Annotated in this window: 13 protein-coding genes and 1 pseudogene; 6 read left to right on the forward strand and 8 right to left on the reverse strand. The window is 71.6% G+C overall.

Annotated elements, in window-relative coordinates; all coding sequences use genetic code 11:
* Positions 1 to 51 precede the first annotated feature (51 nt).
* Both BT341_RS34920 and BT341_RS34925 read right to left on the reverse strand, forming a co-directional pair.
* On the reverse strand, positions 52 to 1,344 hold the full coding sequence (locus tag BT341_RS34920) for a serine hydrolase domain-containing protein (RefSeq protein ID WP_084743111.1): 1,293 nt from the start codon (positions 1,342 to 1,344) through the stop codon (positions 52 to 54).
* A gap of 761 nt (positions 1,345 to 2,105) precedes the next feature.
* Positions 2,106 to 3,131: a LacI family DNA-binding transcriptional regulator gene (locus BT341_RS34925; protein WP_072480277.1), complete on the reverse strand. Its 1,026-nt coding sequence runs from the start codon at positions 3,129 to 3,131 to the stop codon at positions 2,106 to 2,108.
* Between the two features lie 123 nt (positions 3,132 to 3,254).
* Between BT341_RS34925 and BT341_RS34930 the strand changes: the two genes are divergently transcribed.
* From BT341_RS34930 to BT341_RS34945, 4 genes are all read left to right on the forward strand, one after another.
* On the forward strand, positions 3,255 to 4,592 hold the full coding sequence (locus BT341_RS34930; protein WP_072480278.1) for an MFS transporter: 1,338 nt from the start codon (positions 3,255 to 3,257) through the stop codon (positions 4,590 to 4,592).
* A gap of 31 nt (positions 4,593 to 4,623) precedes the next feature.
* Positions 4,624 to 6,681 (forward strand): hydantoinase/oxoprolinase family protein, encoded by a 2,058-nt coding sequence (locus tag BT341_RS34935; protein WP_072480279.1) that lies wholly within the window; start codon positions 4,624 to 4,626, stop codon positions 6,679 to 6,681.
* On the forward strand, positions 6,678 to 8,261 hold the full coding sequence (locus tag BT341_RS34940; RefSeq protein WP_072480280.1) for a hydantoinase B/oxoprolinase family protein: 1,584 nt from the start codon (positions 6,678 to 6,680) through the stop codon (positions 8,259 to 8,261). The genes BT341_RS34935 and BT341_RS34940 overlap by 4 nt, the downstream gene beginning before the upstream one ends.
* A gap of 112 nt (positions 8,262 to 8,373) precedes the next feature.
* Positions 8,374 to 9,324: an endonuclease/exonuclease/phosphatase family protein gene (locus BT341_RS34945; protein WP_072480281.1), complete on the forward strand. Its 951-nt coding sequence runs from the start codon at positions 8,374 to 8,376 to the stop codon at positions 9,322 to 9,324.
* 176 nt (positions 9,325 to 9,500) lie between these two features.
* Here BT341_RS34945 and BT341_RS47065 read toward each other — a convergent pair.
* A pseudogene (locus tag BT341_RS47065) lies at positions 9,501 to 9,697 on the reverse strand (AraC family transcriptional regulator); the annotation flags it as partial.
* Positions 9,698 to 10,023: 326 nt separating this feature from the next.
* On the opposite strand from BT341_RS47065, the gene BT341_RS34960 reads away from it, so the two are divergent.
* Entirely contained in the window at positions 10,024 to 11,412 is a 1,389-nt protein-coding gene (locus BT341_RS34960) for a glycoside hydrolase family 11 protein (protein ID WP_177328969.1), read from the forward strand.
* A 253-nt stretch (positions 11,413 to 11,665) separates the two neighbouring features.
* Here the strand turns inward: BT341_RS34960 and BT341_RS34965 are convergent, their stop codons facing one another.
* The 4 genes from BT341_RS34965 to BT341_RS34975 all read right to left on the reverse strand — a co-directional run bounded on the left by BT341_RS34965 (position 11,666) and on the right by BT341_RS34975 (position 13,569).
* Positions 11,666 to 11,869 (reverse strand): hypothetical protein, encoded by a 204-nt coding sequence (locus tag BT341_RS34965; protein ID WP_072480283.1) that lies wholly within the window; start codon positions 11,867 to 11,869, stop codon positions 11,666 to 11,668.
* 118 nt (positions 11,870 to 11,987) lie between these two features.
* Positions 11,988 to 12,554: an SDR family oxidoreductase gene (locus BT341_RS47515; RefSeq protein ID WP_177329106.1), complete on the reverse strand. Its 567-nt coding sequence runs from the start codon at positions 12,552 to 12,554 to the stop codon at positions 11,988 to 11,990.
* Complete coding sequence (locus BT341_RS47520) at positions 12,503 to 12,826, reverse strand: SDR family NAD(P)-dependent oxidoreductase (RefSeq protein ID WP_218177807.1); 324 nt, start codon at positions 12,824 to 12,826, stop codon at positions 12,503 to 12,505. Before BT341_RS47520 ends, BT341_RS47515 begins: the two co-directional genes overlap by 52 nt.
* Positions 12,823 to 13,569 carry an SDR family oxidoreductase gene (locus BT341_RS34975; protein WP_072480284.1) on the reverse strand — a complete coding sequence of 249 codons (747 nt, stop codon included), beginning with the start codon at positions 13,567 to 13,569 and terminating at the stop codon, positions 12,823 to 12,825. The genes BT341_RS47520 and BT341_RS34975 overlap by 4 nt, the downstream gene beginning before the upstream one ends.
* A 70-nt stretch (positions 13,570 to 13,639) precedes the next feature.
* Between BT341_RS34975 and BT341_RS34980 the strand changes: the two genes are divergently transcribed.
* A complete protein-coding gene (locus tag BT341_RS34980; protein ID WP_072480285.1) occupies positions 13,640 to 14,485 on the forward strand; it encodes a LysR family transcriptional regulator in 846 nt (281 codons plus the stop codon).
* Positions 14,486 to 14,615: 130 nt separating this feature from the next.
* Here the strand turns inward: BT341_RS34980 and BT341_RS34985 are convergent, their stop codons facing one another.
* Entirely contained in the window at positions 14,616 to 15,215 is a 600-nt protein-coding gene (locus BT341_RS34985) for a TetR/AcrR family transcriptional regulator (RefSeq protein ID WP_245805227.1), read from the reverse strand.
* Positions 15,216 to 15,237 lie beyond the last annotated feature (22 nt).

Genomic DNA, 15,237 nt, shown 5'->3' on the forward strand with positions numbered 1-15,237 from the left:
CACGACGGGGAGCCCCGCCGGAACGGGCGGGGAGGACAGGGGGAGAACGGGTCAGCAGCGCGCGGCCAGCCGCCCGCCGATTTCGACCGCGGTCGCCGCGCCGGGCTCGCCGTGGAAGCGGCCGCAGGGTGTCACCCGGCCGGTCGCCGGGTCGCGGACGGTGAACGTGCGATCGGCGTGGAGCACGAGTCCGGGGAAGACCTCGCCGTCCACCACGAGCCGCGCGCCGCCCTCGTCCGGCGTGATCGCGTAGTCGATGGCGCCGTTGCGGTAGGTGCCGAAGTCGCCGGCGGGGAACGGGATCGTGGACGCGGCGGCGGACCGGCCGGGCCGCGGCGGGAGCTCGACGCCGAGCTCACCGAGCTCACCGGCCAGCGCGTGCCACAGGTCCACGCCGGTGGTGCCGTTGGCGGTCAGCGCGACGACGCAGGCGCCGGCCTGGTCGATCCGCAGGTGGCAGGAGGTCCCGTCGGCCGTGCCGTCGTGGCCGAGCCAGCCGGTGTCCTCGTCGCCGAAGTGCGCGATGCCCAGGCCCCAGCCGTCGGCGAGGCCGAACGGCGCGGCGACCGGGACGCGCCGGTGCATGTCGGCCGCGGTGACGACGTCGAGCAGCCCCGGCTTGCCGAGGTGGACCCGGCCCAGCGCGACCAGGTCGGTGGCGCTCATCGCGAGCGCCCCGGCGGCGTCGAGCATCGGCGGCAGGACCTGCTCGACCGGGCGGTCCCCGGCGTGCCCGGAGACGACGGCGGTGTCGCCGACGAAGACGGGGTCGATCTTCAGCGGACGCAGGACCACCGCGTCGACCGCCTCGCGCCAGCCCATCCCGGTGACGGCCTCGATCACCGAGCCGACCAGTGCGTACCCGAGGTTGGAGTAGGAGAACGCCGTCCCCGGCGGGCAGACGGGAGCGGCGGACCGCAGTTCTTTCGGCAGCGGACCGGCGGTTTCGGCCGGGTCCGACGGGAGGCCGCTGGTGTGGCTGAGCAGCCGCCGGGTGGTCAGGGACACGGGCAGCCCGGGTGCTCCGAGTACGTCGCCCACCGGCTCGTCCAGGTCCAGGTCGCCGTCGGCGACGAGGACCATCGCGAGTGTCGCGGTGGCGAGCTTGGTGACGGAACCGACGGGCACCGCGGAGCCGGCCAGCATCGGCTCCGGCCGGTCGCGGTGCCGGACACCGGTCTGGGCGAAGGTGACGTCGTCACCCTGCGCCACCGCGAGCTGCGCACCGGGGACCCGGTACCGGCGGGCGAGCCGCGCGAGAAGCGCGTCCAGCCGCGCCGCCGGTACCGGGCGGAAATGCGAGCTTCTGTGCACGTCGTCCTGACCGTCTCTCCGGAACTGCATCCGAGCGAACCTTCCGAGCTTGTCGTGGCGGTTGACGGGAAATAGCGCACACCCGTACCGCGGCCGTCCAGCCCCCTGACAACCCGGCGACCCCCCGCCGGTCGGAACACTTACGCTGCCGGGTGCACCGTGATCGTCAGTACCGCCAATAGTGGGATTCGGACAACGGCGGATCCGCATTCGCGAACACGCGCTGTCGCGACATCGGCAACGCCATTTCGGAACGGCCGGACGACCACGTGCGCCTGCTCCCTCCGCGAACCCGGCAGCGATACTGCCGCCCCAGTCTTCCCACCGGTATCGGCCCTCAAACTCCTTACTCGGCAGTACCTGTCCCGCCAAGCGGAGCGCGGACGGAAAAGGATCATCACCACAATCACCGGCAACCGCGAGAACAGCGGGAACGGCGAAAAAGGCCTCCCCGGGCAACCGGACGGATCACCCGGAAGCACGTGCATTTTCCCGTGACAGCCGTGGGAACACCATCGGATCCGCAATGCCGGAGCACGTGGTCGGCAGGATCACACGTTTGGCGTGTAACGAAACCAGGGTGGCCTTTTACCGACTTTCGTCGCATCCCACGGTCGTCCGTAAACCGGGCACTCATACGAAACTTCGGGTGCCGAGTCAAGATGTTTCACGTACTGAGCCCGCGCCACCACGCGAATACGGCGCGGACGCGCCGCCTGCCCGAAATGCGAATGCTATTGGCGTTAACCTCGACGGTCCGGAAGGTTGCGAGTTCTCTTCCCCGCCCCGCGTCAGCTCTTGCGCCGGGTCGAAGCCCGCAGGCGCAAGTCCGGGGTCAGGAACACCGGGCCGTCCGGCGTTTCCGCGCCCGACAGGCGGGCCAGCATCAGCTCCACCGCGCGCTCCGCCAGCGCCTCGTGGGTCAGGTCCATCGCCGTGATCGGAGGATGGCCGGCGCGGGCGTGCTCGCTGTCGGTCAGCGCGGCCAGCATCAGCTCCTCCGGGATGCGCAGGCCCCGCGCCGCCGCCACCTCGGCTATCAGTGCCGCGAAGTCGCTCGTCGCCACCACTATCGCGTCCGGGCGGTCCGGTCCCGCCAGCAACGGCTGCACCAGCTCTGCCGCGTCGGGCATGCTCAGGCCCTCGCTCAGCAAACCCGTCCGCGGCCGCAGACCGCGGCGCGCGCACCACGCCGCGTACGTCTCGCGCGGACGCCGGTTCCACGCGTTGTCCTCCGTGCCGGACAGCAGCAGGATTTCGCGTGCGCCCTGGGCGTGCAGGTGGTCCAGCAGCGCCTCGACCACCGGTGGGTAGTCCAGCCGGACCGCCCACGGCAGGTCCGGCCGGTCCGGGTCCTCCTCCACCGTCACCACCGGCAGGCCACGGCCCAGCAGCTCGGCCAGGGCCGTGTCGCCGCCGTACGGGTGCGCGACGATGCAGCCGTCCATCGGCACGCTCGCCACCGCCGGGTCGTGCAGGTCCGGCACGTGGATCAGCCCGGTCCCGTGCCGCAGCGCCTCCGTCGCGACCGCGCCGACCAGCCGGTTGAAGGTCTCCGCGCGGTCGGGCGTGCCGGAGACCGCGTAGCGCGGCCGCAGGATCAGCCCCACCAGGCCGGACCGGCCGGTCCGCAACGAGCGCGCGCTCGGGTTCGGGTCGTAACCCAGCTCCGCCGCGGCCTCCCGGACCCGGGCGCGGGTGGCGGCGGAAATGGGCCGCCGCCCGGAAAACGTGTGCGAGACCGTGCTGATCGAGACCCCGGCGCGCTCGGCGACCTCCCGGATCGTCACCGGCCGCCCGGCCGCCGCCGCGTTCACCGTCGCTCCCCTTTCACCGCCTCCCGATCGGCCCAGTATCGCCCGGCGGGGCCTTGACACCGCGCCGACGCGCGGGTTTGATGCCGCAAAGCTCATCAAAACGTTTTGATGATTGGAGGCGCCATGGCCGCCCCGCACGAACCCGCCCCGCCCACCGCGACCACCGCACCGACCGTCGGCGACGTCTGCACCGGCATGCGGCTGACCCGGCGGCACTGGCTCGCCGGCTCGGTGCTGTTCTTCGCCTTCGTCGTCGAGGCCTGGGAACAGGTCGGGCTGGTCTACGTCTCGACCGGCATCGCCGGCGATTTCGGCGTCGACAACACGAAACTGGGCTGGGCCCTGTCCGCGGTCGCGTTCGGCATGGTGCCCGGCGCGCTGCTGTGGGGCGGCCTGATCGACCGGCTCGGCCGCCGCCGCGTCACGGTCGCCAGCCTGCTGCTCTACGCGGTGCTCGCGCTGGCCGCCGGGCTTTCGCCCGCGTTCTGGCCGTTCGTCGTGCTGCGGTTCCTGTCCGGGGTCGCCTTCGGCGGTGTCTACGCGGTGACGTTCCCGTACTTCCTCGAACTGCTGCCCACCGCCCGCCGTGGCCAGGGCGCCGTCGCGCTCAGCATCGGCTTCCCCGTCGGCACCCTGCTGTGCATCGGGGTGAGCCAGTCGCTCGGCACGATCAGCTGGCGCGCCGTCGCCGTCGTCGCCGCGCTGGCCGGGCTGTGGGCTTTCGCCGTGCTGCGCTGGGTGCCCGAGTCGCCGTACTGGCTCGCCCGGCGCGGCCGGCACGCCGAAGCCGCCGCCGTCCTGCGCGGGTTCGGCGCGGACATCCCGGCCGGCACGACGTTCTCCACCGGAGACGCCGACCGCGAGGCGGGCGCGGTGCGCAACCTCTTCCGGTCGCCCGTGCGGCGGCGGTTCCTGCCGATGCTGCTGACCTCGTTCACGTTCAGCTGGGGCTACTGGGGCCTGCAGACCTGGCTGCCGGTGCTGCTGCAGAACCGCGGGCTGAGCGTGTCCGGCGCGCTGTGGTTCGTCGCGCTGACGCAGGTCGTGTCCGTGCCCGGGTACCTGCTCGCCGCGTGGCTGACCCACCGCCACGGGCGCAAGCCGATCTTCCTGCTGTTCGCGCTCGCCTCGGCGCTCGGCGGCGTGCTGTTCGGCCTCGCCACCGGGTCCGCGCAGCTGTACGCCGGCAACCTGATCCTCGCGTTCTTCTCCCTCGGCGCCTGGGGCATCTGGAACACGTGGTCGGCCGAAGTGCTGCCGACCGGGCTGCGCGGCGTCGGCTACTCCTGGTCCACCTCGGCGATCCTGCTGGCCAACACGGTTTCGGTGCCGGTGATCGGCGCCATGATGGACCACGGCGTCGCGTCCTCGCTCACCATCGCCTCGATCATGGCCTTCCTCGTCGTCGCGCTCCTCGCCGTCCTGCCGCTGCCCGAGACCGAGGGCCGCGCGCTCACCTGACCGGTTTTCCCCCATCCGACAAGGAGTTCCCATGACCTACCGGGTCGCCATGGACATCGGCGGCACCTTCACCGACGTGGTCGTCCACGACGGCGCGACGCACCGGCTGCACGCGGGCAAGGTGCTCACCACCCCCGACGACCTCGCGCGCGGCGTCTTCGGCGCGCTGGAGCGGTTCGACCTGCCGTTCGCCGGGATCGAGTTCTTCGTGCACGGCACCACGCAGGGGCTGAACGCGCTGCTGGAACGGCGCGGCGCGAACGTGCTGATCCTGACCACGCAAGGGATCGGTGACGTCTACCGGATCGCGCGCGGCAACCGGAACCGGCTGTTCGACCTGCACTACCGCAAGCCGGTGCCGCTCGTCGGGCCCGAGGCGGTCGCGGAGGTGGCCGGCCGGCTCGACGCCACCGGCACCGAACTCGAACCCCTCGACGAGGACGCGGTCCGGCTGGTCGCGAAACGCGTGCGCGAGGAGGGTTTCGAAGCCGTCGCCGTGTGCTTCCTGTTCTCCTACCTCGATTCCGGGCACGAGCGCCGGGCCGGCGAGATCCTGCGCGACGAGCTCGGCGACGACGTGCTGGTCGTGCTCTCCCACGAGGTCGCGCCGGAATGGCGGGAGTACGAACGCACGTCGACGGCGGTGCTGGAGGCCTACACCGGCCCGTCGGTGCACCGCTACCTGGACCGCATCGAGGCGCGGTTCGCCGAAAAGGGCCTGCCCGTGCCGGTGCACGTCATGCAGTCCTCCGGCGGCCTGGTCAACGCCGGGTTCGCGCGCCGGCACCCGCTGCAGACGCTGTTGTCCGGCCCGGTCGGCGGCACGATGGGCGGGGTCGCGGCGGCGAAGCTGCTCGGCCGTCCCGACCTGATCTGCGTGGACATGGGCGGGACCTCGTTCGACGTCTCGCTGGTGATGGACTACGCGGCCGACGTCTCGCCGGACGGCGAGGCGGAGGGCTTCCCGCTGCTGATGCCGCTGGTCAACCTGCACACGATCGGCGCTGGCGGCGGCTCGCTGGCCTACGCCGAGGGCGGCGCGCTGCGCGTCGGCCCCGAGTCGGCGGGCGCCGTGCCGGGCCCCGCGTGCTACGGCCGCGGCGGCACCCAGGCCACGGTCACCGACGCGAACTGCGTCCTCGGCCGGGTCGATCCGGCGTCCTTCGCCGGCGGTGGCATGGACCTCGACCTCGACGCCGCGCACGCCGCCGTGGCGAGGCTCGCCGGGCAGCTCGGCATGGCGCCGGTCGAACTGGCGTCCGGCATCTGCGACGTCGGCAACGCGAAGATGGCGCAGGCGATCCGCACGCTGACCGTCGAGCACGGCCGGGAGCCGGGCCAGTTCGCGCTGCTCGCCTTCGGCGGCGCGGGCCCGATGCACGCGGCGTTCATCGCCAGGGAAATCGGCATCACCGAGGTGATCGTGCCGCGGTTCCCCGGCGCGTTCTCCGCGTGGGGCATGCTCGAAGCCGACGTCCGCCGGGACTTCACCCTGCAGTTCTTCGCCACCGGCGCCGAGCTCGACACCCGCGCCCTGCGCACCGCCCTCGACTCGCTGCGCGACCAGGCGCTGGAAGCGTTGCGGGAACAGGGAATCCCGGAAGACCGCCGATCGGTGACGCACGGTGTCGACATGCGGTACGAAAGCCAGGACTACACGCTGACCGTGCCGATCCTGGACTCCGACGCGGTCGACGGCCCCGGTTTCCGGTCCGCGATCGAGGCCCGGTTCGCCGAAATCCACCACCAGCGCTACGGCCACGCCACCCCGGGCGCCCCGGTGCAGTTCGTCGCCATCCGCACCACCGGCCACGGCGTCGTCGACCGCGCGGCGGCCGAAGCCGAGACGGTGGCCGGACAGCCGGACCCGGTCGTGCGCGACGTCGTGTTCGACGGGAAGGCCCTGCCCACCACGATCGTGGCGCGGGCCGCGCTCACGCCGGGCAGCCGGCTGCCCGGGCCGGCCATCGTGCACGAGGAAACCGCCACCACGGTCGTCCCGCCGGACGCCGAACTCGCCGTCGAGGACCACGGCTTCCTGGTCATCACCCTCGCGGCCGCCGACCACCTGCAGGAGGACCCCGCGTGAGCATCAGCCCCGTCACCACCGAGATCATCCGCTCGGCCCTGATCCAGGCGGCCGAGGACATGAACATGACCCTGATCCGGTCGTCGTACACGCCGACGATCTACGAGGGCAAGGACTGCGCGGTCGCCCTGCTCGACCGGCGGCACCGGGTGCTCGGGCAGTCGTCCGGGCTGCCGATCTTCCTCGGCAACCTCGAAGTCTGCACGCGCCACACCGAGGAGCTGTTCGGCGCGGAGGTCTGGCAGCCCGGCGACGTCTGGGTGCTCAACGACTCCTACATCGGCGGCACGCACCTCAACGATTGCACGGTCTACGCGCCGATCTTCGTCGGCGCCGACCTGGTCGGCTTCGCGACCTCGCGCGCGCACTGGATCGACATGGGCTCCAAGGATCCCGGCGGGTCGATGGATTCCACGAACATCTACCAGGAGGGCCTGCGGATGGGGCCCACGCGGATCGTCGCGGGTGGCGTGGAATGCGCCGACGTCCTGCGGCTGATCGAGACGAACGTGCGGTTCCCGTACGTGACGCTCGGCGACATGCGCGCGCAGATCGCCTGTGCCCGCATGGGTGTGCGGCGCCTCGGCGAGCTGTTCGCCCGCTACGGCGCGGAAACCGTCGACGCCGCGCGCGAGCAGATCTTCGCCCAGACCGAACGGCTGGAGCGCGAACGGATCGCGGCGATCCCGGACGGCGAGTACGAGGCGACCGGCTACCTGGACAACGACGCGATCGACCCGGACACGCCGTTGAAGGTGCGGGTGCGGGTGATCGTCACGGGCGAGTCGATGACGATCGACCTCACCGACTGTGCCGACCAGGCCACCGGCCCGGTCAACTGCGGCCGCTCCCAGGCCGTTTCGGCCGCCCGGGTGGGCTACAAGCTGCTGATCTCGCCGCAGGTGAGCCTCAACGGCGGTTCGTTCGCGCCGCTGGAGGTCCGGGTGCGCGACGGATCGATGCTCGGCGCGCGGGAGCCGGCGGCGTGCCAGTACTACTACTCCAGCCTGGGCATGCTCATCGACCTCGTCGTGGCCGCACTCGCGCCGGCGATGCCGGACCGGGTCGCGGCGGCCAGTTACGGCGATTCGATGATCGTGCAGTTCGCCGGGCAGCACCCGCGCACCGGCGAACCGTTCGTGACGCTGGAGGCGACCGTCGGCGGCTGGGGCGCGTGGGAGGGCAGCGACGGCGAGACGGCGCTGATCAACAACGTCAACGGTTCCCTGCGTGACCTGCCGATCGAGGTGGTGGAGACGCTGTATCCGGTGCGGGTCAACGAATACCGCGTCCGGACCGGCTCGGGCGGCGCGGGCCGCTGGCGTGGCGGCGACGGCGTGGTCCGCGAGTACGTGATGGAAGCCGACCAGGACCTGTCGCTGTGGTGGGAGCGGTCGGTGACGCCGGCGTGGGGCCTGTTCGGCGGCGAGGCGGGCGCGCCGCCGAGGGTGGTGCTGAACCCGGGCACCCCGGGAGCCAGGGAGATGCTGAAGGTGAACAGCCTGCGTGTCCGCCGCGGCGACGTCCTGCGCTGCGAATCCGGCGGAGGCGGCGGCTACGGCCCGGCCGAGTCCCGCTGAGGCTACGGCATTCAGGTGACGCGTGTAACTGCGCGCCGACGTCCGGCGAGTACTCCGGTACGCGGCGCGCCGGGTCAGCCGGTCACCGGAACCGAGGCCCCGGGGAGGCGCCATGGTCGTCATCGGCACGTGGAACCTGGAGAACCTGTTCCGGCCCGGCGGTGACGGGCCGCCCGACCAGGCCGCGTACGAGGCCAAGCTCGAAGCCTTGCGCGACACCATCACGACGGTGGATCCCGACGTGCTGGCCGTCCAGGAGGTCGGCGACCCCGCCGCGCTCGAGGAGCTGGCCGCGCTGCTGCCGGGGCAGTGGCAGACCGCGGTGTCCCAGCACCCGGACGTCCGCGGAATCCGGGTCGGCTTCCTGTCCCGGCTCCGGCTCGAGGTGGTCGCCGACAGCGCGACGCTGCCACCCGAGCTGGCGCCGGTCCAGGTCGCCGACCCGCCCGCGGCGCGCAGCGACCAGCTCGGCCGCGGGGCGCTGGTGGCGACCGTGGCGGTCGCGCCCGGCCGCACGTTCACCCTGATCACGTGCCACCTGAAGTCCAAGCTGCTGTCGTACCCCGGCGGCCGGTTCGTCCCCCACGGCGAAGACGAACGTGCCCGTTACGCCGCCTACGCGCTCTACCGCCGGACGGCGGAAGCGACGGCCGTCCGCGATCTGGCCACGACGTACCTCAAGCCGAGCGACGCGGAGCGGATCATCGTGCTGGGCGACCTCAACGACGAGGCGACCGCGGCGACGACGCAGATCCTGGCCGGCCCACCCGGGTCCGAGATCGGCACGACGGGCTTCGACCGCCCGGACGCGGGCGACCGCTGGCGCCTCTGGAACCTCGCCCAGCTCATCCCGGCGGACGAGCGGTACTCCCGGATCAACAACGGCCGGCGTGAGCTGATCGACCACATCTTCGTCAGTCATGCGCTGGTCGAGCCGTTGCCGGAGGTGCATGTGCGCCACGGCCACGACCTTCCGTCGGTGACCGACGATCCGTCCACGCACGTCAGCAAGTCCGGCTCCGACCACGCGCCGGTCGTCGCTTCGTTCGTGGTCCAGCAGTAGGAGCGGCTCCCGCGGTCACGCCTCGGCGGTCCGGTTTCCCGGTCGGCGCCGGTGATCTCCACCGGCCCGTCGACCGGTTGGATGATGCGGATGTGGTTGCCGAAGGGGTCCCGGAGGGTGCAGTCGATGCCGTACGGCTGCCGGGTCGGCGTCTCGGTGAACTCGACGCCCTTGGCGGCCCGCTCGATCCGCCGCCGTCGCAGGTAGCGGTGCGGCGTCTCGCCGAACGTGGCCCGGAATTCCCGGTGAAGTGGGTGGCGGACATCGGCGCGACCCGGGCGAGCGCGGCCACGTCGAGCGGTTCGGCGAAGGCCCGGTCCATGGCGTCCCGGGCGCGTAGCAGCCGCCGGTTCTGGTCTTCCCGAGGAGTCATGCCCATTGTGCGGCCCGCCTTCCGTGCCTCGCGCATTTTCGCAGCCGCGGGTCGTTCCGTCGGAATCACTCCGGGCAACGTGCATCGAGTCGCCTCGCCGGCCGACTCGACCGCGCCGGGCCGGCCACCGCATAACCGTCCTTTGTGGAGCGTTTACCCGAGGCCCACCGGGCCGAACCGCCAACGTCGCCGCAGCGGCGCACCAGGCCCGTTTTCCCATTCCCGCCACCTCCGAAATTGCTCCGAAACTTCTTGACCCTCGCCGAGGCCCGGACGAAAGCTTTGGGACGGAGATCCCCCTCCCTCGACGAGAAGGAATGCGCACCATGAACGACGCACCCGTCCGGTCCGCCGGGCGCAGGCGTGGCCGAGTCCGGCTGCTCGTCGGCCTCGCCTGTGCCGCCGCCGTGGCCGTCTTCACCGCGGTCATTCCCGGCACCGCCACCGCCGACACCGTTGTCACGTCCAATTCCACCGGGACCAACAACGGCTACTTCTACTCTTTCTGGGAGCAGGCCGGCGGCGCCACGATGACGCTGGGATCCGGCAGCAACTACAGCCTGACCTGGAACTCCGGCGCGCAGAACGTCGTCGCCGGCACCGGCTGGAACCCCGGCACCAGCCAGAGCGTGACCTACTCGGGCTCGTGGAACTGCAACGGCAACTGCTACCTGTCCCTCTACGGCTGGACCACGAACCCGCTCGTCGAGTACTACATCGTCGACAACTACGGCACCTACAACCCCAGCACGGGCGCCACCAGGCTGGGCTCGGTCACCACCGACGGCAGCACCTACGACCTGTACCGGACGACCCGCTACAACCAGCCGTCCATCATCGGCACAGCCACGTTCGACCAGTACTGGGCCATCCGCCAGGCCAAGCGCACCGGCGGCACGATCACCGTGTCGAACATCTTCAACGCCTGGAAGAACATCGGCCTGAACCTCGGCACCCCGAACTACGAGATCCTCGCGACCGAGGGCTACCAGAGCAGCGGCAGCTCCAACATCACCGTCACCGCCGGCGGCGGCGGGAGCACGACCACGCCGCCGACCACGACGTCGACGCCGCCGGGCGGCGGATCCGGCGGGTGCACCGTCACCGCCACCCGCGCCGAGGACTGGTCGGACCGCTTCAACGTGCACCTCGACGTCACCGGCAGCAACGACTGGACCGTCACGATCCCGCTGAGCGGCGGCCAGAGCCTGCAGAACAGCTGGGGCGCCACGGTGACCGGCACCACGGGCACGCTGACCGCCCGGCCGAACGGCTCCGGCAACAGCTTCGGCATCACCCTCTACAAGAACGGCGACAACACGACACCGGTCCCGGCGTGCTCAGCCCCGACCGGCAGCGCCACTTCCCCGCCGCCCGGTACGTCGACCACGACGAGCACGCCGGCCAACCCGGGCGGCGGCTGCGCGGCGAGCTACACCAGGGTCAACGAGTGGTCCGGCGGCTTCCAGGGTGAAGTCACGGTGACCAACAACGGCAGCACCGCCACCAGCGGCTGGACGGTGACGCTCGCCTTCCCGGACGGCCAGCGGATCAGCCAGGTCTGGGACGGCCGGGCCACCGGCACGGCGAGTCCGTACACCGTGACCAACGAGACCTACAACGGCAGCATCGCCGCCGGCGGCAGCACCAAGTTCGGGGTGCTCGGCAGCTGGACCGGCAGTGACGGCGCACCGGCCGTCACCTGCACCGCGTAACCCTCCCCGCGACGCGGCACCCGGCCGACGATCCCGTCGGCCGGGTGCCGGCGGTCGGCGAAGCGTTCCGGCACCGGGCGGTCGGGCACCCCGAAGAGTTCCGGCTGATCTACGGCGCCGCGGCTGTACCGCGCCGAGCCGCCCGGCCTGACCGCCACACCGGGACTGACGTCACCGGCGAACCGTCCACGGTGAACTGACGGCCGCGGTTCCGGCTAAGTGGTCTGGATCTGCAAGTTCTTCGGGGGATTGATCACGCAGCAGACGGAAGGTCGATGGCAGCCTCCCGTTGTTCGTGTCGATCGATGCGCGTGAGCAGGTCACGCAGGTCACCGCGGGTGAGCTTCCACCGGAACGGCCGCGCCGTGGTGTTGTAGCGCGACTCGAAGTCGGCAAGGCGTTGCTCGACCTCGGCCAGATCGATGAAGTCGTTGGGAGACACGAACTTGCGTTGCACCCCGGCTCACGGCACCGACGCCCGAATGGTGGCCATCGCGCGGTGGCTGGGCGAATCCATCACCCCAGTCAGCATTTGACGGCAAACGAATGTCCAAAGGCGACGCGGCGCACGGCCTTCAACCCCGTAATCGAAAATGATCTCGGCCCCGTTCGCCGGACACCTTATGAGTCCTGTCAGCGCAGGCCGCCGTCGACGGGCCAGGGTTCTGCCGGTGACGTACGAGACGTCCTCGGAGACGAGGAACACGACAGCAGCCGCTACCTCGGCGGGCTGGGGGAACGCCCGACAGGGATGACCTCGGGTGATCGCTGCCCTTGATCGCGGCGAGGTCGGCGCCGGGGAAGTAGTCGGCCTCGGCGGAAGCGGACATGTCGGTCGTGACCGCGCCCGGGGCGATCGCCTTGATCGTGATGCCACGGCGTCCCAGCTCCGCGGCGAGGTTGAGCACCACCGCCTCGACGGCGGCCTTGGACGCCGAGTACCGGGTGTGCCGCTCGAAGACGCGGCGGGCGCTGATCGAGGAGGTCAGCACCGCACGGCCGCCGGCGCCCATGTGGCGCACTGCGCTCTGGGCCGCCGGCAGCTGGCCGCGGACATTGGTGTGGAACACGCGGTCGAAGTCCTCGGAGGTCAGCTCGGCCAGGCCGCCGAAGTGCTCGATCCCGGCGTTGCTGACGAGGATGTCGAGCCCGCCGAGTCCCCGGCGGCCGTCTCGACGACCTGGTGGATCTCCTCGGCCACGGCCACATCACCCTGCACGGTGATGGCGTGGCCGCCAGCGGTGTCGATCTCGGCGGCGAGCCGTTCGGCCTGGATCCGGTAGTTGACGGCCACCGCTGCCCCGTCGGCGGCGAGACGCCGCACGACCGCCGCGCCGATTCCGCGTGAGCCACCGGTGACCAGCGCTGCCCTGCCCCTCAGGGCACCCGTCGTCCTGCGTTCCGACCCGCTCACCAGGGCAGCCTGCCGTTGTCGTCGAAGAAGCCACCAGTCGGGCACTCGCGGCCGAGGGTGGCCAGCCGCACCACGATCGCGGCGCCGTCCTCCGCTGTCCGGGACAGCTGGCCGGCCACACTCTTGGTGAAGTCGGTGTCACAGGCGCCGGGTGCGATCGCGTTCACCAGGATCCCGTCGCCCGAGAGGGCCTTGGCGTACTGCACGGTGAGCATGTTCAGCGCGGTCTTCGACACCGGGTAGGCCAGCGCCCCCGGCAGCCGGCTCAGGTAGTGGGTGGCATCGGTCGTCCAGGTCATCGAGGAGGTTCCGCTGGAGACGTTCACGATCCGCGCCGCCGGCGAACGACGCAGCAGCGGGAGCATCGCCTCGGTCACGGTGACGACCCCGAACAGGTTCGTCTCGAACACCGCCCGCAGCTCGTCGAGGTGCGCGGAGCCCGGCGCCTGCGCCCCGAGGTCGCCGGAGATGCCGGCGTTGTTGACCAGGACGTCCAGTCGGCCGAACCGCTCGGCGATCTGCTCGGCCGCCGCGTTCACCCCGCGTTGGTCGGTCACGTCGAGGCCGATCGGGTGCGCGGTACCACCCGCCGCGTTGATCTCGGCCACTGCCTCGGCGCCCTTCTCCGGGTCTCGGGCGCCGACCACCACCGTCATGCCGAGCCTCGCGAGCTGGCCCGCGACGGCTCGCCCGATGCCCTTGTTCGCCCCCGTCACCAGGGCGATCGTTGCGTCATCACTCATGTGGTGAGCGAACCACCTGTCGTTCCCCCCAGGCCAGGACCGGACTGGTCTCGCTCGATACCCTCAGGGTATGGACGTCCAGACCCGGGAACTGCGCTACTTCGTCGCGGTCGCCGAAGAACTGCACTTCGGACGGGCCGCCCAGCGGCTGGGCATCGCCCAGCCACCCCTGTCCCGGGCGATCCGCCTGCTCGAACAGCGGATGGGCCTCACCCTGCTGGACCGCACCAGTCGCGGGATCCGCCTCACGGCGGCCGGGGAGGTGTTCCTGGCCGAGGGACGCGTCGCACTGGACGCGGTGGCCGCCGCGGTGCGCCGTGCGCGAAGGGCGGCGGCAACCACCCCGCGGCTGGTCCTGGCGCTCAAACCCGGCAGCGACGCGGACCTGTTGCAGCCGATCCTGGACCGCTACGCTGCCACCCCCGGCGCCGTTCCGGTCGACCTCGCCTTCAGCGCCGGCGAACGCGCCGCGATGGTCCGCGACGGCCGCGCCGACCTCGCACTGCTGCACCGGCCGCAGAACGACCTGAGCGGCCTGGACAGCGACGACCTCCACGTCGAAGGCCAGGTCGTGGTACTCCCGGACGACCACCCCCTGACCGCCCGCACCACGGTGTACCTGGCCGACCTGCGCGGCGGAACCCAGCCCCGCTGGCCGGAGTCTCGCCCCGAGGTGACCGGCCACCTCGTCACCGACACCGGGCAACTGCTGCAACTTGTCCGGCTCGGGCGGATGGTTGCCGTGCTCCCGGAATCGATCCGTGATCGTCTGCCACCCGGTACGGTCAGCCGTCCTGTCCTCGACGCCGAGCCGGCCACCCTCGTGATCGCCTGGCACCGGGAGTCCACCTCTCGCCAGGTCGCCGCCTTCGTCCGCGCCGCGACCTCCGTCAAGACCGAGCTGGAACAGGTCTGACAGGGTACGGCCGGAAGTACCACAGGCCGGGTTCACGGCGGGGCCCGGAAACGGGCCACTCGAGGAGTTTCCCAATTGCCTCCTCCGCTTCAAGTCATTACGACCCCCGAAGAACTTCCGAATCGGACCACTAAGCGAGGCCGAGGGACCGGGTCAGGTGCGTGGCCCACCAGCGCAGCTGCGGTCCGCTCGCCGTGGCCGCCTTGCCGGTGATACCGGCGCTGCGGCGGAACGCCGGTCCGTAGCGCGACTCGGTGACGAGGGCCTGGTGCAGCGCGGCCACGGCCAGCCGGGTGTCCTCCACCGGGACGTGGGCGGCGTCGGCGCGCAGCGCGTGCAGCGCGTCGACGACCGGGGCCAGCATCCCCGATCCGCGATCCCGCCACCCGGCCGCGTGCAGCGCCACGGCCAGTTCGCCGTAGCCACGGCGGTACAACGCGGCCAGGGCGTCCACGAGCGCACCGAGGTCGGCGCCGCGGCCGAGCCAGGAGTCCAGGACCTCCGTCACCCCGGCGCGGATCTTCCGGCCGCCGTGCCGCAGCAACGCTTCCAGGAGCCCGTCGCGGCTGCCGAAGTGGTGGTTGATCCCGGCGTCGGTCATGCCGACGCGGGTGGCGACGGCCCGCACCTGCACGGCGGCGACGCCACCCTCGGCCAGCAGCCGTTCGGCGGCGTCCAGGATCAGGCGCCGGGCCTCGGCGGGCGGGCGGCGCACGCGCGGAGATGTCACGCCACCACCGTACCTTGGCGAG

Origin of the sequence: Amycolatopsis australiensis (assembly GCF_900119165.1) — a bacterium.
GTDB classification, from domain to species: domain Bacteria; phylum Actinomycetota; class Actinomycetes; order Mycobacteriales; family Pseudonocardiaceae; genus Amycolatopsis; species Amycolatopsis australiensis.